The organism is Rhizobium sp. BK491, assembly GCF_014194925.1.
Taxonomy (GTDB): Bacteria; Pseudomonadota; Alphaproteobacteria; order Rhizobiales; family Rhizobiaceae; genus Rhizobium.
In genome coordinates this window covers 69,663-94,686 of the sequence record NZ_JACIAR010000002.1, presented here as the reverse complement: position 1 = coordinate 94,686, position 25,024 = coordinate 69,663, and the positions used below count along the sequence as shown (strand labels likewise).

The window sequence follows — 25,024 nt, the reverse complement described above, 5'->3', positions numbered from 1 at the left end:
TCAAGCGACAAATGATGTCAATAGGACTTCATGACCGAAGAGCAGAACCGGACCTTTCAAGACAAATTCATGCTTCGGCTTCCCGAAGGCATGCGTGATCGGCTTCGCGATGAGGCAAGGAAAAGCGGACGCTCGATGAACGCAGAGATCGTTCATCGGCTCGGTAACAGCCTGGATTTTCCAAAATTCGAAGATGCCGGATTAAATTTGGATGAGGAGTTGAACTTCTCGCTGATGACCGCTGCTCACTACAGCGGCCGGTCGTTGATGGAAGAAGCGGTCTATCGCTTGAAACAAAGCCTTGCGCCAGAAACGACGGTAATCAACGAGTTGGAGCGTCGGGCATGGAACGCACAGCGGCGGCTCGACGACGTCATGAGGCTATTCGTTCAGTTGACCCCCGAAGAGCGCCGCAGGCTTGAAGAGCGAGCCGAAATTATGGAACAAGCGCGGAACAGGAAATTTTCGTCCGCACAGATTGGCGACTTTGTCAGCCTGCATCCTATTGGAAAACGTGGGCGCATTGTCCTGACACATCAGACCTCTGATTATTCATCCCTGCTTCCGCCCCGAGACGATGAGTAGCTATTGAGGGCGTTTGAGCAGGGCTGATTGCTTTTTTTGGTCGTCCCAAAGGGCTAACGGCAGCGCGTTTGCCGAGCAACATGCGTTACAACTAACCAAACGACACGGCATCGCAGCCAGTTGAACGGAGATGACCATTGCTTAACCATCTCACAGAACTTCACACTCTCGCCGTGATCTCAGCCCGGCGCTTGCGGTTTAACAAAGATGATGAAGTTCAGCGCGTCTTGATTGCGCTCTACGCAACGATAATCGAGCAATCGGGAAGCATCATTATCATTCTGTGCAAGAAAAAGTCAGCCGGCGTTGATGTTATTTTGCGATCAATATTTGAGGCCTACGTCGATCTCAAGGCGCTACTCGGTGATCCGGGTTACATCCACAACATGAACGCGGCATTTTATCACGAGTGGTTGCGGCTTTTTAAGAACGAGAGCAGCTCCAAAATAATTGAAGAGAATGACGATATCAGGCAGATGCTCACTGAATACGAAACCGAACTTGCCGAATTAAAGAAGAACGGCCATAGGCCCCTTACAAATCAGGACCGCATTAAACGCGCTGATCTGCCGAAGGAATGGTTGATTACCTATAATATCCTCTGTTCCGAGAGCCACAATAACCTGCGCTCCCTTATGGACAGACATATGGACATGAGCTCCGGCACGTTGGAAATCAATTTATCAAACCCCAACAAAGATATCACCCTCCCGCTTTTTACAGCTGCCGAGATTTTGCTGAGTTCGAGCTTGGATATTCACACCAAGTTCGAGGGTGGGCACCCGGAATGTTTCGAGCCCGTACGTGCAAAAATGCTAATGGAACGCGAAGCTATGTGAAGGTTTTAAGCATAGTCGACGGATCGACCACTTGCCCCGACAATCCACCCGCGAGCGCCGCAGTCCGGATATAAAACCCCATAGCGAGCCTGAGGCTTCACGGCCGCTAAGCAGCCATGCCGTCCTGATTATGACACCGTTATATTTGACGTAGTGGCCTGCTGTGCCCTAGTATCCCTGTCCTGCTCGCTGCTCATCCAAATCCGTTTTGTAAATTCGCGAGCGACACGGATGCGCGCTTGTTTAAGTGGTAGGCTCTTGTGGTGGTTGAGTGTCGGATTCTGATCGAAGAAACCGTTAACCTGAGCTTGGGTCATGTTTGCATGCGCTTCTAATAGCCAGTCGTACAAACTGAAGGGGCTGTCATCACGCAGGCCACGCGAGGCGTTCACTTTGCCGAAAATTGCATCCGTGTACCGGCGCGCAGCCTCCGCTTCGCCCGTTGTTAGAGGCATCTCTACGAGCCAATGACGACCATTAGCGCCAACTGCAAGCATGGCCTTGTTATCGCCCCATGAACAGATCTCTTCCACCTCTGCTCGAACCGCTTTGCCGTCCATGTCGGGCACCTCGATCATGTCGCCGAGCTTGACCGTGCGCAGCAGTTTGCCATCACCGTCAAGCAATTCAGGCGGCGAGCCGTCGAAGGTGGTCGGCACGGTGCTGGCGGTTTTCCACGCCTCCATGAGCCAAAAAATATCGCGGTGCTTGTCGTAACCCTCAAGAGCTGCTTCGATCTCCAATGGCCGCCCAATGGGAAAGTCTTCCATCTTGATGGTTTGCAGCAAGCCGAAGCATGGGTGACCCGTCACATCCTCGTTGGCGACGAATGTATGATTGGTGATGACAACGTAGGCGGGCGCGATCGGCTGGCCGTCAACTGTCATGTTGTTCTCAGCTTGGCGAATCGCAGCTTCCGCCAGTTCGGCGACTACCCGCCACTCGGCCTCGGCCATCATCGTGGGAATACTCAGCTCAAACCAATAAACGGGATTCTTGAGCTTCTTCTTCGACGCTTTATGAATCTGGTTGCGCACATAAGCTTGCAACTCGCGCTGAAACTCCGGGTCGGTTACATCGCTCGTGGGAGCTTTCCAGCCGTTCTTGCGCTTGCCCTCAATCTCATAGGTTGTTCCGGACATCTTGGATTTCGCCCTGAACTCCGGTGTCGGTGTCGACCCCGCCTTCGTCTCTGCGCAGGAAATTTCCATCCCCGCGACCGCCAGAGCCGCGCCCATAATGGCTTCATGATAGGCGGGGAGGAAAAGAACCGGGGTGCGAAGCCGATCTAGAAGTTGGTCGGGGATTTCGTCATGGTGGGCAATTAGGTATAACGCATAGGCTAAGTGCAACCAGCAGGCGATAAAGCCCATCATCATAATGGTCTTCACCTTCGGCTCGCCGGGCTTGTGATTGCTATACGCCTGGGTCTTATGCAGCCAGCGGAAGAGCGGATGTTGACCGTTTCTCCGTTCCCGCTCGCCCCATTCATTGCCGAGCGTCCTTTTCATGTAATAATCAAGGAAGTTCGGAAAGATAAACCAGTCCTTTCCCCAATGGACCGTCGATTTCACAGCTACAAATCGGACGCCATTCGCCTCATCCATCCATGAGACGATGGGGTTGCCGTGACCTTGCTGCTGTCGGCGTACGCCCTCGGCAGCCTGATGTTGTCGCAATCTGGCCTGCGCAAAACGAAGATCGTTGTTAGGCATTGGTGCGCGCCGCGCGGCCGGTTTCACGTTCAAACAACATTTTTTGAACTTCTTGCCACTGCCACACGGGCATTGCTCGTTTCTTCCGGCTTTCATTCTTTAATCTATCACAGACTCGTGTCGCGATGTCATTCCCTTGACGAATTGTTGATGGTGCGTTTTTTTATCGAGCGATCCACATTACCCCACAATCCGATGATCCAAGGGATGTATTGATATAATATCAGGGGTTGAAATTGGAAGCCATAATGGTGGCGATTGTGAAATTGCGCCAAGCATTTAGACCAATAACGCGTTTCCGCAAGAAACGGGTTTCATTTAAATCTTTCTTGCGAGAGCTTCGCGCTAAACTCTATTTATCAGAGACAGCATCAAAAGCGTTTCCAAGGGGAACGGTTTTGATGAAATCATACAGCTGCCATGCTTTTGGACCAATAAGTCGGTCGCGTGAGCCCCTTGCTTTTCTTCTTTGCAAGTATGTTAACTCGTGATTCCGATTCCACTGATATGGCGGCGGAACCCCCTTAAAAAACTTTGCACGGAGCGAAACCCCGCAGTCGCGCGCACCCGCTAAACAGCGAAGAACGCAGGAAGGACCCGCTTAGGGGTGGGGTGGTGAAGCGGCTACGCATGTGCCGCCGATCCGAGATGCTGCGCGGCCAAACCATCGAGCCAAACACACTGCCTTGGCGTCATGGCGAAGCGCTCGCCATCGTTCTCCGCGCAAGCGACGATGTTCTCCACGAAACCGCGCTGCTTGTCGGTCAACGATCCAGAGGCCAGCAGCCCGCGTCCTACTTCGATGACGCGCGCCGCCGATGGTGAGCTGTGATCGCTGTGCGACTGCTCTACCGGATGCGCCGGCCTGTCGCGATAGACGATCTTCTCTTCGACAACGACGCGATCCCGATACACAACCTTTTCGACAACGCGCGGGGGTTTTTCGATCATCGCAGCTAGATCATGCAGGCATGCACCCGCGCTATGCAGCGTCCGCACGATTGCCGCCGCAGTCGCGGCAACCTCGCCCGCGTGGCCGCTCGCAAGCAGGGGCAAGAGCTTGTGCAGCTTCCGCATCGTATTGCTATCAAGTTCAACCATTGTTCGGCCTCGCGCGTGGAATCAGCCGTACGCAGTGGCTGAGGTGCGCCAATGGCGCGACCACTTCTCAGCCGGACGCGCTTGCCACATAGCGGGTCGTTTGAAGGGATCATGGACGGAAGCCGCGCACTCCTTCTCAAAAGCCGATTTTTCAGTTTCGGCATTCTCGGAGAGAGTTGTTTTAACTTGAGTCACTGAAGTGCTCAAACGTTTGAACCCTATGCCCCGCTCGATCCACCCACGCCATGCCAACGAAACAATCTTGATGATGTTGGTAAGGTTCTTGCCGGATCGCTGCGGACGCTCGCGAACGGAGATATGTGCGAGTGCCTTCGCGCGTGCCTTCCGAATGGCATTCTGCACCGACGTGCGCCCAACGCCGGCCAAACGCGCAATCTCGTCAATGCACAGGTCGCAGAAGCCTTTTTCGCTGCACCGACTGGCGATAATGCACAAGGCAGCGCGCTCGGCTTCAGAATAGCAGGCGCGAATTTCAGGCGGCATATTGCCGGCGCTCGACCATTTGCGACGACGCTGGATTTCCTTGGAGCGCTGTTCCGTGGTGACGATACGGCGGCGAGACTGTGCGACGACACGTTCAGCCGCTCGCGCGGACGATTGCTTTTCGTATGCCTTGCTTGCGGGCTTGGTGCCCTGTCCGGTTTCAAAATACCGGTCGCGTTCATCGTAGGGGCGCGACAAGATGCGCGTGCGCAGCAGCGCAGGAGATACCTGAAGCTGCGTCATGTTAAGCCGCCGAAATAGTCAGCTTGAAGCGGTTGGGAATTGCGTCAGTTTCACCAAGCTTTTCAATGAGGCGTCCGGCCGCGTTGGACGAGATAACGGATTGATTTAAAAGGGTGCTCGCACAACCACCTTGTCCGCCATTGACCGCTGCCCATACTACAGATATAGAGAACAACCTGCTCAAGAGGCGGATGACAACCTCTTTTCCGATCTGTTTGGCGTCCTGATCCGCGTCGGTCGCGGTTTTCCACCGAGCCATGTTCCGGATGCTTGCCCGCTCGCATAGCATCGGCCATGACCTTCGCCAAACACGCACCTTATCTCATGCTCCGGACGCAGCGCTTCTCAGGCAGATGCGCGCTCCGGTTCGCCGAACCATCGCAGCGCAGCCTTTGCGGCTTCCTCGGTATCGGACTCAGCTTCGCACACCCAGGCGACGACACCATCTGGCCGTATCAACAAGGCATTCACGTCAAGCCGGTCCCCGACATTGTCCGCGGCGAGATAAGCGATCCGGTTACCCCAGCGGCCGGCAAGCGCCTCAAGCGATGCGTTGGCGGTGAAATCGAGCAGCAGGCCTCTGCCTGCTCTCAAGAAGTCGCCAAGCCTCGCCTCGTCGGCCAACTCGAAATCGGGAGCGCTGCGGCCCACCAGGGGATTGATCGCGCCAAAATCGTAACGGAGAGAAACGCCCCATACCCGCTCGGCGAAATAGGTGGCGCCATCACGGGTATCGATCAGATCGCGGATGATCGCCTCGAGCGCCCGCGAGCTCCGGCTCGGCCGCATGAGCGCCACCTGCGCACGTGACCAGTCGAGCACCTGCGCTCCGACGGGATGCCGCTCGCTGGAATAGGTATCGAGCAGGCTGTCCGGCGCATCGCCACGGATCACGGCGGCAAGCTTCCATCCAAGGTTCATCGCGTCGCCCAGACCGAGGTTGAGGCCCTGGCCGCCCAAGGGGGAATGGATGTGCGCGGCATCGCCGGCAAGCAGAACGCGCCCTCTGCGATAGCTGGTCGCCTGGTAGGCGCGGTCCGTCCATGTGGTGGCAAGCTTGACTGCCGTTAGAGTGACTTCGGTGACGGAGATACGGCGCAGCACCGACTGCACATGCTCGAGCGTGATCGGCTGGGTCCGGTGGAAAGCACCGCCGTCGAAGTCGACCATCGCGATCGTCGCGGGCGGCGAAAAAGTGTACATGCCCGTCGCGGTGTAGTGGCGGCCTGCTTGAAGCTTGCCCGGGTCTGCGATCTCGACGTCAGCAGAATAGCCGGTAAATTCGGGATCGGTGCCGACAAATTCGAAGCCGCCAGCCTTACGAACGATGCTGCGGCCGCCGTCGCAGCCGACGAGCCAGTGCCCACGAAAGGTCTCGCCTCCGGCGCAGACGGAGACACCTTCATCCGACTGCTCGAAGCTCTCGACGCCGAAGCCGCGGCTGATCTCGACGCCCATCGCCTCGGCGCGAGCGGCCAGGATCGTTTCGAGGCTTTCCATCTCGACCATCATGCTGGTGCCGGCCGGGCTTGGCAGGCGATAGGGCCATTTCGAGGCATCGATATTGTCATGGAAGAACTGGATACCGGCAAAATGGCCGCCGGGGCGGCGCGGCTGATGTATCCAGTGCGCAGCCGATGCGGCGCGATCGCCCGAACCGTCCTTCGGAGTTTTGGGTGCAGCGATATCGCCCAGCAGGCCGCGACGATAGAAGGCTTCGATGGTCGGCGCCGAAAGGCCGCGCATGCCGAAGAGAAGGCGCTTTAGAGGCGAGCGCGGATCCTCGGCCTGCTCCAGCACCAATACGGAGAGACCGGCGAGACGCAGCTCACAGGCGAGAAACAAGCCGACAGGTCCGCCGCCGGCAATCAGGACATCATAAATCAAGAGAATTCCTCAAGCGAACAGCGCCGCAAGGGCGCCAGACATTCCGGCTTCCAGGAGTCCCAGCCGGCGCGAGTCGGTGGAAAAAGCCAATCTCCATTCGAGCGGGCGACGGTCCGGCTACAGGAACAGCCATAAAACCTGTGCCGATTTCACCGATTTCGTGATCGTGGCACAATTTTATACCCGGTATAAATTTACTTATGGTATAAATATCGCTATGTCAAACCGAATCAAACTCCGGGACCGCAAGAAGGAGATGACGCGTCAGGCGATCTCCAATGTCGCAACACGCCTCTTCGTCGAACATGGCTTCGACAAGGTTTCCGTCGCCGACATCGCTGATGAAGCGGAAGTCGCCAGGAAGACGGTATTCAACTACTTCCGCCGCAAGGAGGATCTGGTTTTCGATCGCGAGGATGAGGTGCGGGAGCTGGTGCGCGAGGCGATTGCCGATCGTGGCCGAGCGCCGCCGGTGCGCGCCTTCCAGGCGCTGATGCGGGAACTGGTGGAGACGCAGCATCCCCTGTTCAGGATCACGGAGCGGCCTATCGCGTTCTGGCGCATGGTGGCGGAGAGCCCGGCACTGACGGCGCATGCATGCGGACTGCAGGTGAGCCTTGCCGGCGATCTCTCGATAATGCTGTCCGACGCCGTGGGCCGGCCGCGCTCTGATGCCGATGCGCATCTCGCGGGCGCAATGCTGATGGCGACCCTGGTGGCCGCCTATCGCGAGGCACTGCGCGTCTTTCGCCAGAACGGAAAGCCCGACGCCGCTCTGCTGGGCATCATGGACCGCGGCTTTGCCGGCATTGACGCAGCACTTGCGGGTACGCCCTACATCTGACCCTTGAAATTTCCGGATCGCAGCCTGGAACGATGAAAACCCGGCCGAATGGTCGGCCGGGTCTTCGAATGCATGATCCATCAGACCATCGATCATCCGCGGACCGTGGCCGATGGCACCGGCATTACGCTGCGGAAACCTGCAGCTCTGCAAGATCCTGAAGCAGTGTCGGACCTTTCGGCTCCCAGCCTAGCGTCTGGCGCGTCTTGGCGCTGGAAGCCGGCATGTCGTGGCCGGCAAACAGAGCGAGCCAGCCGAAATAATCCTGCGCCTCTTCCTTGGTGATGGATTTGACGGGCAGGTTCAGGCGGCGGCCGATCGTCTCGACGATATCGCGCATGGGCACGCCTTCCTCGGCGGCCGCATGATATTTGGCATTGGGTTCAGCGCGCTCGGCGACGAGGCGATAAAGACGGCCGACATCGGTAAAATGCGCCGCCGGCCAGCGGCTTGATCCATCTCCGACATAGGCGCAGACACCCTTTTCCCGGAATATCTGGATCAACGGCGTAATAAGCCCCTGGCTGACCGGATCATGCACCTGCGGGAGGCGCACGACCGAGACATTGACGCCGATTTCACTCGCCAATATCCCGGCCTCCTCGGTGGCGGCACGCGGATGCTTGTCGGAGCGGACGATCGGATTATCTTCCTTCGCCGGCTCGCCCGGCACCGTGTTGGCGATCGGCGTACCCGACGTAATGACCAGCGGACGGGCGGAACCGGCAAGCGCCGAGGCCAGCGTTGCGATGACCCGACGGTCATCCTCGCAATTCTGGGCGAATCTCGTGAAGTCATGGTTGAAGGCAAGGTGGATGACGCCGTCGGATTGCGAAGCGCCGCTTTTCAGGATGGCCGCATCCTCGATCGTGCCGTGAAGGACTTCGGCGCCGGCAGCGGCGAGCGCGACCGCCTTTTCCTTCGAGCGCGAAAGGCCGAGCACCTGATGGCCCGCACCGATCAATTCCCTGACGACATGCGAGCCGACATTTCCGGTCGCACCGGTAACGAATATACGCATATGCACTGTCTCCTTATTTCGTCGGAGACAAATCTGTGCCTATCGTTTATTCTGGTAAAGTAGTGACATTATCATAGTAAAGACACTAACAGGATGACCGATCTCATCGAAACTGAAAACGCGCTCGGGACCTATCTGAGGGACCGCCGCGCGAAACTCGACCCATCCGCCCTGGGATTTGCCGGCGAACGGCGGCGCACGCCTGGACTACGGCGCGAGGAAGTGGCGCAGCGCGCCAATATCAGTCCGACCTGGTACACATGGCTGGAACAGGGCCGTGGCGGTGCGCCTTCCGCCGACGTGCTCGACCGGATCGCCCGCGCGCTGATGCTGACGGAAGTGGAGCGCGAGCACCTGTTCCTGCTTGGCCTCGGGCGTCCGCCGGAAGCGCGCTATCGCAAGAATGATGGCGTTACGCCGCGGCTGCAGCGCGTGCTAAATGCGCTGGAGCCGAGTCCCGCCATTATCCGGACCGCCACCTGGGACGTCATCGCCTGGAACCGGGCAGCACCCGTGATGCTGATCGATTACGGATCGCTACCGCCGGAAGAACGCAATATTCTGCGCTATATCTTTCTCGATCCGCGTGCGCGCGCCGTGCAATATGACTGGGAAAGCGTCGCCCGTTTCGCCCTGGGCGCATTCCGTGTCGATGCAGCGCGCGCAGGCGCATCGAGTGAGATCGAGCCTTTCGTGGCGGAACTTTGCCGCATCAGCCCGGAATTCAGGGCCATGTGGCGCGAAAACGATGTTCCTGGCACCCATACCGAAGCCGTCAAACATATACGCCATCCCATCCTCGGCCCGCTGGCATTCGAGTATTCGGCCTTTTCGGTCGATGGCCGGACGGATCTCAGCATGATCGTCTACAATCCGGCAACGCCTGACGATGCCGAGCGGATCAGATCGCTACTGCCTCAGCCGTAAGGCAAGTACTGCGTCGCGCGCGTACCTATCTATTGACAGCATCCGTGAAGCCGACCTAGATATCGTCCGTCGAAAATGGCTGGCTTGGTCTCGGTAGGCCCAGGCCCTTCTCCCTCAATGGAGAAGCTCTGTTCCGCGCTTGCGCGGATACCCCGACAGTCCCTGCGCCTCGTGCGCGTTTCGGGTCTGCGCGGTGGTAGCCATTTGACGATGCTCCCTCGGCAGACCATGTTCGAAGGAGCCGTTGTATGTCCATGATCGATCGATCCAAGCCTATCCTCGTCTATCTCGCAGCCGGCGTTCAAGGTAGCGCCGTCGTCCACGCCGCGTTGCAGCGTGGCCTCAAGGTTCGGGCGCTTGTGCGAGACCGGGAGCGCGCCGCCGCACTCTCGGCCCTCGGCGTCGAGCTTGTTGAGGCGGATCTTTGCGATGCCGCCTCGCTTCGCGCCGCCAGCGTCGGCATTGCACATGCCGTGCTGCAGATCCCGATCGGATCTCAGGCGGATATGCGTATCCAGACCGACAATGCGATATCGGCTTCGCTCGCATCCGGCATGAAATCCATCGTCCTCAAGCTTGCCAGCGCCAGTCGCCCAGCGCCCTGTGCGGAACCGAGCTTCGCCGCCAACGCCATGATCGAAGACATCATCCGCACGTCAGGCCTGCCCTTCGCCACAGTTCGCCCCACAATGTACCTCGACAATCTCTTGAAGCCTTCGGCGCGCAAGGACATCATTGAACATGGGATCTTTGCGCCACCGATTGCCGAATCCCAGTGGATCGCCTGGACCTCGGTCGACGATTGCGCCCGCGCCGCCGTCACCCTTTTGGAACGCCGCATTACATCCAGCGACCATCGTATTGCCGGGCCGGAAAGCCTCGATGGAAACGAGCTTGTCACGCGGATGACTGCGGGGCTTGGTCACCGCATCGTCTATCGCCAGCAGCCGCTCGACGAATTCGAGCGGGATGTCGATGCCGCAATGGGGCCGGGAACCGGGCGCCGCGTCGCCTCGAAATTCCGTTTCTTCGCATCGCATCCGGAAGAGGCGGATGCCATGCTGGCCGAGCCCTTCAGGCCGCGAGCCGGCCTTGAGGATTTCCAGCCGACGGGCGTCGAGGAATGGGTTCGTCAGCATCGGCCACAGTTCTTCGATACGGAACGAGCACCATCAGGCGAGCAAGGCTAATCGGAGGGATGCGCCTTCAATCGTAATAGGCCGGGGCGTGCTTGAACCGAGGCCACGCCTCGGGATCATGCCCCGTGACCACCAGCGCATCGATCTGTTCGGCAAGCGCACGCAGCTTGCCGACGGATCGCACCGTGTCGACGGCGGACGCCATGAAACCGGGGAGAGCTTTTTCGTTCCAATGATCGAGCGTATAGGCGGCATCGATCGCCAGCAATATCGCGCCTGCGTTCGACAGCCGCACGAGAAAGGATTGATGGCCGACGCTATGGCCCGGCGTGAAGATCATCCGCAGCACGCCGTCGCCATAGAGATCGTAGCCATCGGTCGCGTCGCCCTCCAGGAAGCGCCATTTCAAGCCGGGACGGTCGAAATCCTTTCGGACATAGGCTCCGGCGGCGAACCAATCCGGCGCAAAGGCGTAGCGATATTCGCGACGTTGGGCGATATGGGTCGCGTTCGGGAAACGGCCGATAGCGCCGCTGTGATCGGAATGCAGGTGGGACAGCACGACGAAGCGGATGTCTTCACCGGATATGCCGAGCTTTGCTAGCTGCGCGACGCATCCTTGCTCTTCGGTCATCACAGGCTGATAGCTATCGATCACATCGCCCCAATAGCCGCGCGGATCGGTCAGACCTTCCGCAGCCAGTCCGCCATCGATGACGACATTACCCTTCGGATGCGTCAGCAGAAACCAGGGAACCGGGATTTCGCAATCGGCGTCGCCACCCTGATTCATCCTGATATCGTGCGCCTTGCAGCGCTGCGTGCCCGATTGAAACATGTAAAGCCTTATATCGCTCATGAGCCTGACCTGTGGTTGCTTTTTGAGCGCCGTTTTCGGCGATCGAATGCTTCTCCACTAGAGGGCATCATCCACTTACATTTATCGGCTGAACCGATATATTGGGGCGCATGGATCTGCTGGTGGCGATGCGCGTCTATGTGAGGGTGGTAGAAAGGGGCAGCATGTCGGCCGCCGCCCGCGATCTCGGCATGGGTCAACCTGCCGTCAGCGAGCGCATTGATCGGCTGGAGCAATATCTCGGTGCGCGGCTATTGCTCAGAAACACCCGCAAGCTTTCCGTCACCGATGTCGGCGCCGCCTTTTATGAGCGCAGCAAGCAAGTTCTCGAAAGTGCCGACGATGCCCTGACGGTCGCGAATGGCGATCAGTCGCTCCGCGGTACGCTCAGGATCGCAGCACCGCATGGCGTCGGCGAGGTCCTGCTGCCATCGATCCTGCTGCAGATGCGCAAGCGCCATCCGCTGCTAAAGATCGAGCTGATCCTCAACGACAGGATCGTCGATCCCGTGACGGAGGGCGTCGATATCTCGCTGCGTCTCGGCGATCTTGGCGAAGGCAGCTTCATTGCCCGCAAGCTCGGCCATGTCGGCCGTGTGCTCGTGGCCTCGCCTGCCTATCTCGATGAGCATGGGGTGCCAACGATACCCGACGAGCTTGCCGACCACCCCTTCCTGCGGGTTTCCGGCCTGTTCAACAGCGGACGGCTTCCGTTGATCGGCCCGGAGGGACGGACCGAACTTGCCCCTATCGATATTGTGCTCAGCACCAGCCATTGGCGGCCGCTGCACCGCTTGCTGCTGGATGGAGCCGGCATTGGTGTCCTGCAGGAGCCGGTCTGCACCGAAGATCTGGCGAGCGGTAGGCTGATTCGCCTGCTGCCCGAGCTCGCCGTGCCGGGATTCGATCTGCATGCGCTCTATCCCGCAATAAGGCCGGTTCCATCGAGGATTCGAGCGGTGCTCTCATTGTTGGAAGAGCAGCTGGGCTCGGCTTCCCCGCCGGAAAACTAGCTATTTTTGTGATCGACGCTCCGTGTCGCCACCTCAGGCGTTGCCCGCAAGGTCAGCGCCCAGAAGAGAAGCGTTGCGAGGCTTATAACCCCACCCGAGATGCAGACGCCCGTCCAGCCGGCATGAGCATAGATGATGGTCGCTGTCGAGGAGCCGACGGCGCTGCCGATGGAGTAGAAGACCATATAGGCAGCGGTCAGCCTGTTCTGTGCATCCGGCCTGACGCGATAGATCATGCCTTGATTGGTAACGTGCACCGCCTGCAAGCCGAAATCGATGACAAGCACGCCGAAAATCAGCCAGAGGATAGAGCGATCCAGCATCGAGATCGGTAGCCAGGCAAAGAGCATGAGAACAAGCGCGATGCCTGTCGTGCGCTGGCCATGGCCACGGTCGGCCCAGCGCCCCGCCCTGATGGCGCCGAGCGCACCCGCGGCGCCGGCAAGGCCGAACAAGCCGACTTGGGTGTGGGACAGCGAGTAAGGCGGCGCGGTCAGCGGCAGGACGAGTGGCGCCAGCAAGGTGGTTATATTGGCAAAAATCAGCATGGCGATGACAGCGCGGATGCGCAGCACCGGCTCCTCGACGAGCAGGATGCCGAGCGAGCGGATGAGACCGAAATAGGAGAGTCCGCCCTTCGGCTTCTCCTGCCGCGGCAGCGCGCGCCAGAGGAGAAGCGCGATTACCAGCGTCAGCATGGCTGAGACGATATAGACAGTCCGCCAGCCGGAGAGGTCGGTCAGCGTTCCCGCGACGCTGCGCGCCAGCAGGATGCCGAGGACGATGCCGCTTGTGACCATGCCGACGATATGGCCGCGCTCGGCGGGTTGCGCCAGGCTCGCCGCATAGGCAACGAGCGCCTGTGTGACCACGGCCAGAAAACCAACCGCGGCCATGGAGGCAAGCAGCATCGCCGCACTTGAGGAAAGGCCGACACAGACCAGCGCGGCTACGCTCAAGAGCGATTGCACGATGATGAGCTTGCGCCGGTCGACAAGGTCGCCGAGCGGCACCAAGAGGATCAGGCCGAGTCCATAGCCGAGCTGAGTTACGCCGACGATGAGGCCGGCAACCGTGCGCGACAGCTTGAGATCATCGGCCATGACATCGAGAAGCGGATGGGCGAAATAGGCATTGGCGACAGCAAGGCCGCTCGCGACGGCAAAGAGGAGAATCGTTGCCCCTGTCAGCGGCGGATTGGCCACTCCGGAGTATTCGGCACCCTTGGACGAACCCTCTCGCGAGGAATGAGGGCGCAGAATGTCCTTCGCGCTGCCGGCCGGCGGCGCGTCCTGATCGATCGTCATTGCAAAACTCCCGATTCTTCGGTTTAATAATGAAACCAACGATCAAGTAACATTATTGGTTTAATCATGCAACCATTCCTACTAGCAAAAGACTGGAAGGGCTAAGGCGATGGTCGCGCGGAAAAGCCTGAAGGGTGATTATTGTCCGAGCGCACGGTCGCTCGACGTGATCGGCGACTGGTGGTCGCTCCTGATCGTGCGCGACGCCTTCGACGGGCTGACGCGCTTCGGCGAGTTTCAAAAGAGCCTGGGGATCGCCAAGAATATTCTCACCGAGCGCCTGCGCACGCTTGTCGCGAGCGGCATCCTGGAGCTTGTGCCAACAAGCGAAGGCGGCACGCGCATGGAATATCACCTGACAGCGATGGGAAAGGATCTCTTCCCGGTGATGGTGGCATTGCGGAAGTTCGGCGAGCGCCATCTCTTTGCACCGGCCGAGGAACATTCGCTGCTGGTGGATCGTGCCACGGGACAGCCGGTGCAGCTCGACATCCGGGCACAGGACGGCAGGTCCATCGGACCGGATGAAACGGTTATCGTGAAGGTGCCGGAAGGCGAATAGCGCAAGTATGCCTTCCGAAACCGGGCTTAGAACACCAGCGAACGATGCAGCTGCGCGCCCGCCCAGGCACCATCGCCGACCGCGAGCGACACCGAATGCGGGATACGGGCAGCGTCGCCACAAGCGAAAGCGCCTGAGATGGTCGTTTCTTTCATGGCATCCGTCTGGATCTGGGTGCCGAAAGGCGTTTCCTCGAGCGCGCAGCCGAGCCGCTCGGCAATCGGGCTCGAGGGCGACACGCGCGATGCGGTAAAAAGGCCGGCAAACGGCAGCAGCCGTCCATCGGTTAGCCGAACATCGGCCTTTCCTTCCAGCCTTGCGATGTGTGCCGCCTCGATCGTGACGCCGCGTGCGGCGAGATCGGCGTGCTGCGTCTCATCCGGGACAAAGCTGCCGTTGAGGAAGAACGTCACCTCGCCCCATTCCGGCAGCAATTGCGCCTGATGCAGCGACATCGGGCCGGTGGCGATGCAGCCAATACGGCCCTGACCGAGTTCGTAGCCGTGACAATAGGGGCAATGGAACACGCTCTTGCCCCAGCGTTCGCCGAGACCCTCGATCTCGGGCAAGGCATCGGAGACGCCGGTCGCGAAGAGAAGGCGCCGACCGGCATGACGCATGCCGTCTGCCGTAATGACCGCAAAGGCATCCTTCTCGCCCTCGGCCTGTTCGGCCGTGCCCTCGACCCAGGTCAGCGTCGGATAGGCGGAAAGCTGTTCGCGCGCCTTGCGGGCGATCTCGCCGGGGTCGACGCCATCCTGGCCGAGAAAACCGTGGGATTCCTCGGCGAAACGATTGCGCCGCTTGTCCGCGTCGATGACCAGCACCTTGCGGCGGGCGCGGAGAAGCTGGAGGGCTGCCGCCATTCCGGCGTAGCTGCCTCCGATGACGATGACGTCATGGCTCATGACAGGGTCCTTTCTGAGCGCCACTGCGCATGACGCCGCGCAAATTCGCCGGCGAGACCGGCCAGCGTGACGTTTTCGAAGCGCTGGAGCAGCAAGGCTTCGGCTTCGGCAAAAGCATCATCGAGGACGGAATTGACCGATTGCTCGACCAGACATTCTGGCGTCTCGTTGCGATTGCCGATGGCAAAGACGGCAGGCTCGCCGAGCGCTTCGTGCAGCTGGCGCAGCGTGACGCTTCTGAGATCGGCCGCAATAGTCCAGCCGCCGGTATGCCCCTTGGCGGAACGGACAATGCCCACCTCGCGCAACAAGCCCATGGTGCGGCGCACGACGACCGGATTGGTGTGCATGCATTGCGCCAAGGTTTCGGAGGTCAGCGGCCCCTCCTGCTCGGCCATATGGAGCAAAGCGTGGAGAACGGAGGAAAGTCGGCTATCGCGTTTCATGTAACTTCAATTATTACGATTCGACGCGACATTCAAGAGCGGCCTGCATTGATGAGGCGAGAGCTGCGACTAAGCCCGCTCTTTGAAACGAACCTCGCGTGCCGAAGCGCAGATTCTGATCTCGTCGCCGAGCGACCATTCCGCCGCCCTTGCCGCCATGGCTGCGGGCACGCCCTGCGAGCCCGGCCCAGCGGGAACATCATAGGTGGCGTGCGCATCATGCGGCAACAGCACGCCATAGCCGCGCTCAAGCGCTGCCCGCGCCGTTGCGGCAATGCACATCTCCGAAAGCACGCCGCAGATCACCAGATTCCTTACGCCGAAAGCGGTCAGAATGGCGTCGAGATCGGTGCCCTCGAAGCCATCATCCTCCGATTTCCGAACAACCACTTCGCCTGATAGAGGTGGGAAATAGAGTTTCCATCCCGGCTGAAACGGTTCGTCCAGTGCACCGGCCGGACCATCATTCTGCAGGAAAATAACCGGCGTCCATGCCGAGCGTGCCTTGTCCAACAGGAGCTCGACCATTGCTCTCAGGATGGCATGGCCGCGCTCGACCCCTCCACGAAGGCATTCTGCACATCGACGACGAGCAGGGCATCGGCCGGCGGATGGTCATCGGAAATCTCTTGCTGCTCTTCTTCCATCAATCCTTCAGATCCTGCCATGAAACAAACTCCATATGGGTGCGCACCGGGCAGCCCGGCAAGACTGCCTCAGAAAGAGGCCTTCATCACCATCTCTGCGCCAAGCACCAGCAGACAAATCAGAAACCAGCGGCGGAAAGTGGCAGGACTGACGCGATTGCGAATGATCTGGCCGGCCCACATGCCGGCAAGTGCCGGGACGATCGCGAGGGTAGAGAGCGCGAGATTGTCGATGCGGAAGGCGCCGTGCCAGGCAAGCGCTGCGGCCAGTGCCACGGTAGACACGGTGAAGGAAAGACCGAGCGCCTGAACCAGCTCCTCCTTCTCCAGTCCGAGCGACTGCAGATAGGGTACTGCCGGCACGACGAAAACACCGGTCGCTCCTGCGAGCAGGCCGGTGACCCCGCCGACGAGCGGCGATAGCAGCGGCTCGAACCTTGCGGGCACATGTAGTTGACGGGCGAACAAAGCATGGCCGGCATAGACGATGAGCGCCGCACCCAGCGCAGCGGTCGTCAGATGCGTATCGTGGGCGGCAAGAAAATATGAGCCGGCGAAGGTTCCGATGACCACGGCAAGAACCAAGAGAAGGAAACGACGGGCAAGTGAGCCAAAACTAGGGCCGGCCAGCAGCTGCCAGGCATTGGTAACGAAAGACGGGACGATCAGCAGGCTGGCCGCGACGAGCGGCGAGATCAGCGTGCCCAGAACTCCCATCGCCACAGTCGGCAACCCCATGCCGGTGACGCCCTTGACAGTGCCGGCGACGAAGAAGGTCGCCAAGATCGCCGCGACGAGCCATATCGAATGATCCATCATGCCTTTTCAGTAGCAGAGACAAAGACCGGCACAATGCGGATGAAGCGAAGTCAGCCTTCGGCTTTTCCGAAGGCTGGAGATGCGATACTCTTCAGCCCATGCGCTTTGATCTGACCGACCTTCGCCTTTTCCTCGCCGTCGTCGATGCCGGCAGCATCACGCATGGAGCCGCCGATGTCGGACTTTCGCTGCCGGCCGCCAGCGAGCGGTTGCGGGATATGGAGGCGAATGGCGGCGTAAAGCTGCTGGAGCGCGGGCGACGCGGCGTGAGTCCGACGCCCGCCGGCGAAGCGCTAGCCCATCATGCCCGGTTGATCCAGCGGCAGCTCACGCAGATGCGCGGCGAGCTTGGCGAACATGCCAGCGGCTTGCGCGCTAGCGTCCGGCTTCTCGCCAACACCGCGGCGATTGTCGAATACCTGCCGCCGCGCCTTGCCGGATGGATGGCCAGGAACCCGCGAACGGACATCGATCTCAAGGAGCGCCAGAGCATCGAGATTGCCCGGGCCGTTTCGTCCGGGCTGGCCGAGATCGGTATCCTGTCGGACGCGGCCGATACCTCCGGCCTGATATTGCGGCCCTTCGCGATCGACAGGCTCGTGGTGGTGATGTCTCGCGACCATGCGCTCGCGCCGTCAAAGCAGATCGCTTTTGCAGAAATCCTGCACGAGCATTTCGTCGGGCTCGCAGGCGGAGCGCTGCAGGATCACATCGACGCGCAGGCCGCCCGCCTCGGCAGCCGATTGAAAATGCGGGTGCGGATGCGGACATTTGAGGCCATTTGCGAGATGGCAGGCCGGGGCATCAGCCTCGGCATCGTGCCCGAAGCAGCGGCGCAGCGGCGCAGCCGATCCGCGAAAATTGCGATCCTTCGCCTTACCGACCCATGGGCGACGCGCCGGCTTTCGATCTGCGCCCGCTCCCTCGGAGAGCTGCCATCGCCCGCCCGCGATCTTTTCGAGCACCTAGCAACGATATGACCGTAGCCTGTTGAAAAGACGCGCCGGCATCGACTAGTCTCGCCGCATGGCTGTCAGGAGGAGATGGCGCAATGGGAGGTGGGTATGGAATTTCACGATGATGAGCTTCATCGCTTCGAAGCCGAAGGGGCCGCGCCCTTGCCGCATACCGAGGTGGAAGGCCATGTCGATCATGATGGCGCGCGTATCTGGTATGCATCCTACGGCAAGGGTACTCCGGTGATCCTCCTGCATGGCGGGCTCGGAAACAGCGGCAATTGGGGCTATCAGGTGCCGGCGCTGATCGACGCAGGCCATCAGGTTATCGTCGTCGACAGCCGGGGCCATGGCCGCAGCACACGCGACGAGCGACCATACACGTATGAGCTCATGGCCTCCGACGTTCTCGCCGTCATGGAGAGGCTGAAGATCGACAAAGCCGCCATGGCCGGCTGGAGCGACGGCGCCTGCATCGGCATGGTGCTTGGAAAAACCCATCCGGAGCGTGTTTCCGGCGTCCTTTTCTTTGCCTGCAACATGGACCCGAGCGGCACGAAGGAATTCGTGGCGACGCCGATCATCGAGCGCTGCTTCTCCCGCCATACGAAAGATTATGCGGCGCTTTCGGCCACGCCTGACGCATTCGATGCCTTCGTCGAAGCGGTCGGCCTGATGCAGCGGACCGAGCCGAACTACACGGTCAAAGATCTCGCCGAGATCAATGTGCCTGTTGCCATCGTGCACAGCGAGCACGATGAGTTCATCAAGCGCGAACACGCCGATTATCTTGTCCGGCATATTCCCGGGGCGGAATTGATCTTTCTGCCCGACGTCAGCCATTTCGCACCGCTGCAGCGGCCGGCGCAGTTTAACGCCGCTCTGCTCGCCTTCCTCGCTCGGACTGCCGCCTGAGATCAGATTCAGTTGCGCATGTCCGATCGTTGGAATAAATGATGACCATCATCTTATTCGAACTCCCGAGACCGAATCGCCACTGACAGAGGCCCTTCCGCCCCGGGGAGCAATTTGGCTCCAGGCAGGAGAATTTTATGACAGCCACTTTGTTTTCGCCTCTTTCCATCGGCCCCTATGAGCTTGCGCATCGCATCGTCATGGCGCCGCTGACCCGCATGCGGGCGAGCCAGCCCGGCAATGTGCCCTCGGCTTTGAATGCAGAATATTATGCCCAGCGCGCCAGCGAGGGCGGGCTCATCATTTCCGAGGGCTCGCAGATTTCACGGGCCGGACAGGGCATGCCGGCCACGCCGGGCATCCATACGGCTGAACAGATCGCCGGCTGGAAGGCGGTGACGGATGCGGTTCATTGCAAGGGCGGCAAGATCTTCCTGCAGCTCTGGCATGTCGGCCGCATCTCCCATTCCTCGCACCAGCCTGATGGCGCTCTGCCGATTGCTCCTTCGGCCATCGCCGCCCAGGGACAGGCCTTCACGGCCTCCTTCGAGCGCGTGCCCTTCGAGACGCCGCAGGCGATCGATATCGACCTGATGCCGCTTTTGATCGACGTCTATGCTCAAGCCGCCGCCAATGCCAAGCAAGCCGGCTTCGACGGCGTCGAGATCCATGGCGCCAATGGCTATCTGATCGAGCAGTTCCTGCAGGCCCGCACCAATCAGCGCACCGACCAATATGGCGGCTCGATCGAGAACCGCACGCGGTTGTTGCTAGAGGTGGTCGAGGCGGTTTCCGAAGTCTGGGGGTCGGATCGCGTCGGCGTCCGCCTTTCGCCCTTCGGCATCGCCAATGACAGCGGCGAGGACGACCCCCTGCGCCTCTATGGCCATGTCATTCGCGAACTGGACCGGCTCAACCTCGCCTATCTGCATCTGATCGAGCCGCGCGCCAGTGGTGCGGGCCAGGCCGAGGTCGACCACAAGAACGTGCCGTCGGCTGCGGAATTGTTCCGGCCCGCCTGGTCCGGCACGTTGATCGCCGCGGGCAATTTCCGGCCTGATACGGCTGAAGCGGCACTTGCCGCGGGCCATGCCGATGCCATCGCCTTCGGTCGCCTGTTTATCGCCAATCCCGATCTGCCGGAGCGCATTCGTCGCGGTGCTACCCTTAATCCCTATCATCGCCCAACCTTCTATGGCGGCGGTGCCGAGGGTTACACTGACTATCCGACGCTGAAGGCCAGGGAGGCTGCCGAATGAGCACGCCAAGCGCAATTATTGTTGGAGTGGGTGCCGAGCAGGGTCTGGGTGCGGCGCTCTGTCGGCTTCTCGCGGACAAGGGCTATCATGTTGTCATTGCCGGCCGGACAGCGGCAAAGATCGATCAGGTGGCGGCTGCCATCCAGGCATCCGGCGGCAGCGCCGAGGCGATCGAAACGGACGCGACGGATGAAGCCGCGGTCATCCGGCTATTCGAGCACGCCTTTACCACTCGGAACGACATCGCTCCGCCCGATCTGGTCGTCTTCAACGCTGGCATCAATCGCCAGATCGGCTTCCGCGACCTGACGGCCGCCCAATTCGAAGAATTCTGGCGCATCTGCTGCTTCGGCGGTTTCCTCGTCGGGCGCGAGGCTGCGCGGCATCTGGCGCCGCTTGGCCGTGGCACCGTGATCTTCACTGGCGCTTCCGCCAGCCTGCGCGGCAAGGCAGGCTTTGCGCAATTCGCCGCCGCCAAGGCCGGTCTTCGCATGATCAGCCAAAGCATGGCACGCGAATTCGGTCCCCTCGGTCTTCATGTCGCTCACACCATCATCGATGGCGGCATCGACGGGGAACGGCTGCGCTCGCGTCGGCCGGATGTGGACGCCGATGGGCTGTTGAATATCGACGCCATCGCCGAGAGCTACTGGCATATCCATCGTCAGCATCCTTCCGCCTGGACGCAGGAGCTCGATCTGCGCCCTTACAAGGAAAATTTCTGAGGCTCGAAATTTCGCGCGCTCCATGGTGCAGCTCTAGCAATTCCGCGACAAAGCCTTGGCAATCGCGAGAAACTTCGGGTCTTCAAGCCCGTTGTGACGCCGGATTTGGGTTTCGCTCTTGGCGTCCGGCACCTCGCTCGGAATCGTAAAGGACCATGCCGAGGGATGTTTCCGGCGGCGGCGGAAAATGTTTGCCAGTCGACCCAGCAAACCTTGTTGGCCGGCCCCGCCCTTGTCCTCCGGTGAAGGCGGTTCGACTGCATCCGGATTGCGCGGATCGCCCCATCGATCATCATAGAGATCCTTGAAGAGATAATTGGTCAGCATCGATTTGCCTTTCATTTTGAATCGATTCAATTATAACTTACTCTACCTTATTGAATCGGTTCAATCATACGCCTTAAAACTCCACCGTCAAGAAGAATTGAACCGATACAACTTCGTTGCTAGTATCCGCCGGAAACATAAGGAGCATTTCATTGGCCAAGGGCACCATCAGGCTCGCGGATGTCGCCAAGGCGGCAGGCGTATCGCAGGGGACCGCCTCTAATGTTTTCAACCGGCCCGAAGTGGTGCGCGAGGAAGTGCGTGAGCATGTGCTCAAGACAGCCAAGCGGCTCGGCTATGCCGGGCCGAGCCTGACCGGCCGGCTGCTGCGGGCGGGAAAGGTCAATGCGATCGGCGTCGCCGCGGTCGAGCCGATTGCCTATTTCTTCAATGACCCTTGGGCCAGGGCTCTGCTGGCCGCGGTTTCCCGCGTGTGCGATGCCAGCGGCACCGGTTTAGCTTTGGTCTCGGCCAAGGACCGGCAGACGGTGGACTGGAACATCAAGAGCGCATTGGTGGATGGCTTTATCCTGCTCTGCGTAGAGGGCGGAGAGAAACTGGTGCAGTTGACGCGCGAGCGGCAATTGCCCTTCATCGCTCTCGCCTTGAATGACGAGGACCCGTCCATCCCTTCGATCAGCGTCGACAACGTGGGAGGCGCGGCCGTTGCGGCGCGGCATCTGGCGGAATTGGGCCACAGGCGTTTCGGCGTGCTCGCAACAGAACTTTCGGACGACCATGTGGGGCCGGTCGGAATTGCAGAGATCGAACGCGGGATCTATTCCACCTCCCGCAATCGCGCACTCGGTTATTGGCAGGCGCTCGAAGCATTCGGGATTGGCCGCGAGGACGTGCCGATCTATGAGACGCTCAACGACAAGCCAAGCGTTGAAGCCGGGCTGAACTACCTGTTTTCCCTGCCCGAACCGCCGACTGCGATCCTCGCCATGTCCGACAACATCGCGCTTCTGGCGATCAACTGGCTGCGGGCACGAGGTCTCTCCGTGCCGCAGGACGTCTCCGTCATCGGCTTCGACGGCGTGCCGGAAGGCGGCATGGTAGAGCCCGGCCTGACGACGATGGCCCAGCCCTTTGCCGAGATCGCGGAACGCGCGGTGCAGGCCGTTCTTCACGATGCCGTGCCGGCCGAGCGCGAGATGATCGGCGTCACGCTGATCGTGCGCGGCAGCACGGCGGCGCCGAGACCGGACCGGATCTAACCCGCCTGCTGCGCGCCATCCACATTTGCCGCCCGCATCTCGATAAGCTGCCGAGCAGCGGCGGCTGCGGCATCCTTATCGCCTGCCACCTGAACGGTCGGGAAGGCGAACTGGATGCCGTTTTCGTCGAAGGACTGTTTGATCAAGGCCAAGGCGCTGCGGCGGATGACCGAGAGCTCGTTCGGCTTGGCGGTGATCGCCAGCCTGATCTCGATCGCGAAATCGCCGAATTGCTCGACGCCCTTCATCTTCAACGTCTGAATGATACTTGGCTTCAGATCCTCGTCTTCAAGCAGGCGCTGGCCGATATCCTTGACGATGCGCTTCAGCTTCACGAGATCGGTATCGTAGGTGACCTTGACGATGATCTTATCGATCGCCCAGTCGCGATTCATGTTGTTGACCGCACCGAGCGAGCCGAAGGGGATCGTCGCCAACGGGCCGCGCTGGTGGCGCAGTTTGACTGAGCGCAGGCTGAAGGATTCGACTACGCCCTTGTAATGGCCGCTTTCGATATATTCGCCAATACGAAAGGCGTCGTCCCAGAGATAGAAGACACCGCTGATGACGTCCTTGACGATGGTCTGCGCACCAAAGCCGACCGCGACGCCGACGACGCCGGCGCCGGCGATCAGCGGCCCGATCTGAACGCCGAGGCCCGACAACACCATCATGACGGCGATGATGCCGATGACGACGGCAAGGATATTACGGAAGATCGGCAGCAGCGTTTGCAGCCGGGCGCGGCTCGCCCTTATCTCGTCGGATTCGCCGGCGGCGGGCAGAGCTTCCATCACCTTGCCGTCGATATAGGTTTTTGCGAGCTGCCAGACGAGATCGGCGACCAGCAGGATGACGATGCCACCGAGAATGCCGCGAGCGATGCGGCCCACGACCGATTCGCTGCCGCTCATCATCGCATGCGCCTCGACTCCAAGCATCTTGCCGAGCCACAAAGCCGCGAAAGTGATAATCAGCGCGCGCACGCCGCGGTCGAGCAGCACAGCTGCGATCTTGCCGGCACCAAAAATGCCGTCGGCCGCATCATGCAGAGCGTCGATTGCCTTTGTCGATACCGAGAGGACGCGCGGCAGCAATATCGCATAGATGCCGATCCACAAGAGGCCGTCGAAGCCGGCCACCCAGAGGCACCAGAGCGCCACGAAGAAAATCGTCAGCAGCCAGGAAACCGTCTTTGCCCCACGCTTTTCCGGCGGGAGTGGCCTCGCCCACACGGCAGCCGTGGCGATCAGGAACAAACCGATGCCGAGCGTGTAGCCGATGAGGTCGCGCGCGCCGGCAGAAAAGTCCAGCGACGTGACGGCCTGTATGACCGCCCAGCCGCAGGCGAAATAAATGGCAAATAGCGTGCATCGCCGATACCAGTAATAGGCCACGCGCCGCCGTTCAGCGATGCGGGCGGTGCCGCCGTCCTCGTCTAGGACATCGTTGGCGCGACGCATCGCGATCAATTCCATGACAAGCTTGCCGATGGAGATCGCCAGCCTGATCGATACCATCGCGATGACGCAGGCGATGGCGAAGTTTTCGATGACCGGCGGCCAATCGAAGGCAAGAAGCGGAACGAGCGTCACCAGACCATGAATGATGGCGGGCACGACGCCACCCAGAAACTGGAAGCGCGCTGCCTGCAGTTCCGTCTCGGTACCGGCAGCCCTCTCGCTGCGCTGCATATGCCTGGTGTTGATGAAACGGGCAACGGCGAGTTCGGCCACCAATCCGAGGAAGAACAGGAGGACAATCTGAACGATGATGCGCACGAGGCCGACCGACTTGCCCTCTCCCTCCAGCTTTTCCGATGCGGTCATGACCTCGTAGGGCAAAGTCATCGCAGCGCCGGAGACCAGCTCGAGGTGATGCCGCGTGTGGCCGAGCATGCCCGACAGAACCGACATCTGATTGCCGTCGGCGGGAGCCGGATCGGTGACGGGTGCGGGTTTATCGCTGGCGGACGCAGGCTGACTGTTAAGCTGCGTGGTAAGCCACTGCCTGACATCGGGCTCGTTCAGCAGCTGGATCAGCTCGCGAACCTTGTCGGGCGGCGGAGTTGTCGGCTGCGGTGCGGCCGCATTCTGAGCGAAGACCGCCATGGGCACAGCCAGTACGAAAAGACAAAAAAGCAGGCCTCCGATCGTCCACCTGCCGCCCCTGACATTCCTCATCTGCGCTGCCCTTCTTGCCATCGGACCATCCGGCCCGCTCCTGCAGACTATACGCGTTTTTGACACGGGCAAG

The 25,024-nt window shown here is 60.3% G+C and carries 27 protein-coding genes; 12 read left to right on the top strand and 15 right to left on the bottom strand.

The window, feature by feature from the left end; all coding sequences use genetic code 11:
* Nucleotides 1–30: 30 nt before the first annotated feature.
* Nucleotides 31–585, top strand: coding sequence for an Arc family DNA-binding protein (locus tag FHX05_RS08280; RefSeq protein WP_183871270.1), 555 nt, complete (start codon nt 31–33; stop codon nt 583–585).
* Between the two features lie 137 nt (nt 586–722).
* On the top strand, nt 723–1,424 hold the full coding sequence (locus FHX05_RS08275) for a DUF5677 domain-containing protein (RefSeq protein WP_183871269.1): 702 nt from the start codon (nt 723–725) through the stop codon (nt 1,422–1,424).
* 128 nt (nt 1,425–1,552) lie between these two features.
* Here FHX05_RS08275 and FHX05_RS08270 read toward each other — a convergent pair whose 3' ends face one another.
* The 5 genes from FHX05_RS08270 to FHX05_RS08250 form a co-directional block, all read right to left on the bottom strand.
* On the bottom strand, nt 1,553–3,139 hold the full coding sequence (locus tag FHX05_RS08270; protein WP_246698885.1) for a hypothetical protein: 1,587 nt from the start codon (nt 3,137–3,139) through the stop codon (nt 1,553–1,555).
* A gap of 624 nt (nt 3,140–3,763) precedes the next feature.
* A complete protein-coding gene (locus FHX05_RS08265; protein ID WP_183871267.1) occupies nt 3,764–4,240 on the bottom strand; it encodes a hypothetical protein in 477 nt (158 codons plus the stop codon).
* 21 nt (nt 4,241–4,261) lie between these two features.
* Entirely contained in the window at nt 4,262–4,987 is a 726-nt protein-coding gene (locus FHX05_RS08260; protein ID WP_183871266.1) for a hypothetical protein, read from the bottom strand.
* Nucleotide 4,988: 1 nt separating this feature from the next.
* Nucleotides 4,989–5,246: a hypothetical protein gene (locus FHX05_RS08255; protein ID WP_183871265.1), complete on the bottom strand. Its 258-nt coding sequence runs from the start codon at nt 5,244–5,246 to the stop codon at nt 4,989–4,991.
* Between the two features lie 86 nt (nt 5,247–5,332).
* On the bottom strand, nt 5,333–6,874 hold the full coding sequence (locus FHX05_RS08250; RefSeq protein WP_183871264.1) for an FAD-dependent monooxygenase: 1,542 nt from the start codon (nt 6,872–6,874) through the stop codon (nt 5,333–5,335).
* A gap of 217 nt (nt 6,875–7,091) precedes the next feature.
* Between FHX05_RS08250 and FHX05_RS08245 the strand changes: the two genes are divergently transcribed.
* Nucleotides 7,092–7,718 (top strand): TetR/AcrR family transcriptional regulator, encoded by a 627-nt coding sequence (locus FHX05_RS08245; RefSeq protein ID WP_183871263.1) that lies wholly within the window; start codon nt 7,092–7,094, stop codon nt 7,716–7,718.
* Nucleotides 7,719–7,842: 124 nt separating this feature from the next.
* On the opposite strand, the gene FHX05_RS08240 is transcribed toward FHX05_RS08245, so the two are convergent.
* Entirely contained in the window at nt 7,843–8,739 is an 897-nt protein-coding gene (locus FHX05_RS08240) for an SDR family oxidoreductase (protein WP_183871262.1), read from the bottom strand.
* 93 nt (nt 8,740–8,832) lie between these two features.
* On the opposite strand from FHX05_RS08240, the gene FHX05_RS08235 reads away from it, so the two are divergent.
* Both FHX05_RS08235 and FHX05_RS08230 read left to right on the top strand, forming a co-directional pair.
* Nucleotides 8,833–9,666 (top strand): helix-turn-helix transcriptional regulator, encoded by an 834-nt coding sequence (locus FHX05_RS08235; protein ID WP_112414856.1) that lies wholly within the window; start codon nt 8,833–8,835, stop codon nt 9,664–9,666.
* 248 nt (nt 9,667–9,914) lie between these two features.
* Entirely contained in the window at nt 9,915–10,856 is a 942-nt protein-coding gene (locus FHX05_RS08230) for an NmrA family NAD(P)-binding protein (RefSeq protein ID WP_183871261.1), read from the top strand.
* A gap of 16 nt (nt 10,857–10,872) precedes the next feature.
* On the opposite strand, the gene attM is transcribed toward FHX05_RS08230, so the two are convergent.
* Entirely contained in the window at nt 10,873–11,664 is a 792-nt protein-coding gene (attM, locus tag FHX05_RS08225; RefSeq protein WP_183871260.1) for an N-acyl homoserine lactonase AttM, read from the bottom strand.
* A gap of 110 nt (nt 11,665–11,774) precedes the next feature.
* Here attM and FHX05_RS08220 point away from each other — a divergent pair, with 110 nt between their 5' ends.
* Nucleotides 11,775–12,677 carry a LysR family transcriptional regulator gene (locus FHX05_RS08220; RefSeq protein ID WP_183871259.1) on the top strand — a complete coding sequence of 301 codons (903 nt, stop codon included), beginning with the start codon at nt 11,775–11,777 and terminating at the stop codon, nt 12,675–12,677.
* Here the strand turns inward: FHX05_RS08220 and FHX05_RS08215 are convergent.
* A complete protein-coding gene (locus FHX05_RS08215; protein WP_246698884.1) occupies nt 12,674–13,984 on the bottom strand; it encodes an MFS transporter in 1,311 nt (436 codons plus the stop codon). The genes FHX05_RS08220 and FHX05_RS08215 overlap by 4 nt on opposite strands.
* Nucleotides 13,985–14,093: 109 nt before the next feature.
* Between FHX05_RS08215 and FHX05_RS08210 the strand changes: the two genes are divergently transcribed.
* On the top strand, nt 14,094–14,546 hold the full coding sequence (locus FHX05_RS08210) for a helix-turn-helix domain-containing protein (RefSeq protein WP_112338457.1): 453 nt from the start codon (nt 14,094–14,096) through the stop codon (nt 14,544–14,546).
* Nucleotides 14,547–14,572: 26 nt separating this feature from the next.
* Here FHX05_RS08210 and FHX05_RS08205 read toward each other — a convergent pair whose 3' ends face one another.
* The 5 genes from FHX05_RS08205 to FHX05_RS08190 form a co-directional block, all read right to left on the bottom strand.
* The gene (locus FHX05_RS08205) at nt 14,573–15,454 is read right to left on the bottom strand and encodes an NAD(P)/FAD-dependent oxidoreductase (protein ID WP_183871258.1); all 882 of its coding nucleotides are present in this window, start codon (nt 15,452–15,454) and stop codon (nt 14,573–14,575) included.
* Nucleotides 15,451–15,900, bottom strand: coding sequence for an Rrf2 family transcriptional regulator (locus tag FHX05_RS08200; protein WP_183871257.1), 450 nt, complete (start codon nt 15,898–15,900; stop codon nt 15,451–15,453). The genes FHX05_RS08205 and FHX05_RS08200 overlap by 4 nt, the downstream gene beginning before the upstream one ends.
* A gap of 69 nt (nt 15,901–15,969) precedes the next feature.
* Nucleotides 15,970–16,413 carry an isochorismatase family protein gene (locus FHX05_RS08195; RefSeq protein ID WP_246698883.1) on the bottom strand — a complete coding sequence of 148 codons (444 nt, stop codon included), beginning with the start codon at nt 16,411–16,413 and terminating at the stop codon, nt 15,970–15,972.
* A gap of 20 nt (nt 16,414–16,433) precedes the next feature.
* Entirely contained in the window at nt 16,434–16,568 is a 135-nt protein-coding gene (locus tag FHX05_RS30730; RefSeq protein ID WP_281411848.1) for a hypothetical protein, read from the bottom strand.
* Between the two features lie 48 nt (nt 16,569–16,616).
* Complete coding sequence (locus tag FHX05_RS08190; protein WP_183871256.1) at nt 16,617–17,366, bottom strand: sulfite exporter TauE/SafE family protein; 750 nt, start codon at nt 17,364–17,366, stop codon at nt 16,617–16,619.
* A gap of 98 nt (nt 17,367–17,464) precedes the next feature.
* Between FHX05_RS08190 and FHX05_RS08185 the strand changes: the two genes are divergently transcribed.
* The 4 genes from FHX05_RS08185 to FHX05_RS08170 all read left to right on the top strand — a co-directional run bounded on the left by FHX05_RS08185 (nt 17,465) and on the right by FHX05_RS08170 (nt 21,221).
* Nucleotides 17,465–18,346 (top strand): LysR family transcriptional regulator, encoded by an 882-nt coding sequence (locus tag FHX05_RS08185; protein WP_183871255.1) that lies wholly within the window; start codon nt 17,465–17,467, stop codon nt 18,344–18,346.
* An 84-nt stretch (nt 18,347–18,430) separates the two neighbouring features.
* Nucleotides 18,431–19,237 carry an alpha/beta hydrolase gene (locus FHX05_RS08180; protein ID WP_183871254.1) on the top strand — a complete coding sequence of 269 codons (807 nt, stop codon included), beginning with the start codon at nt 18,431–18,433 and terminating at the stop codon, nt 19,235–19,237.
* Between the two features lie 137 nt (nt 19,238–19,374).
* The gene (locus FHX05_RS08175; RefSeq protein ID WP_183871253.1) at nt 19,375–20,496 is read left to right on the top strand and encodes an alkene reductase; all 1,122 of its coding nucleotides are present in this window, start codon (nt 19,375–19,377) and stop codon (nt 20,494–20,496) included.
* Entirely contained in the window at nt 20,493–21,221 is a 729-nt protein-coding gene (locus tag FHX05_RS08170; RefSeq protein ID WP_183871252.1) for an SDR family NAD(P)-dependent oxidoreductase, read from the top strand. The genes FHX05_RS08175 and FHX05_RS08170 overlap by 4 nt, the downstream gene beginning before the upstream one ends.
* A gap of 33 nt (nt 21,222–21,254) precedes the next feature.
* On the opposite strand, the gene FHX05_RS08165 is transcribed toward FHX05_RS08170, so the two are convergent.
* Nucleotides 21,255–21,563, bottom strand: a complete 309-nt coding sequence (locus FHX05_RS08165; RefSeq protein WP_246698882.1) for a hypothetical protein — start codon at nt 21,561–21,563, stop codon at nt 21,255–21,257.
* Between the two features lie 137 nt (nt 21,564–21,700).
* Between FHX05_RS08165 and FHX05_RS08160 the strand changes: the two genes are divergently transcribed.
* Entirely contained in the window at nt 21,701–22,768 is a 1,068-nt protein-coding gene (locus FHX05_RS08160) for a LacI family DNA-binding transcriptional regulator (RefSeq protein ID WP_183871251.1), read from the top strand.
* Here FHX05_RS08160 and FHX05_RS08155 read toward each other — a convergent pair.
* Nucleotides 22,765–24,879 carry a mechanosensitive ion channel family protein gene (locus tag FHX05_RS08155; RefSeq protein WP_246698881.1) on the bottom strand — a complete coding sequence of 705 codons (2,115 nt, stop codon included), beginning with the start codon at nt 24,877–24,879 and terminating at the stop codon, nt 22,765–22,767. The genes FHX05_RS08160 and FHX05_RS08155 overlap by 4 nt on opposite strands.
* Nucleotides 24,880–25,024 lie beyond the last annotated feature (145 nt).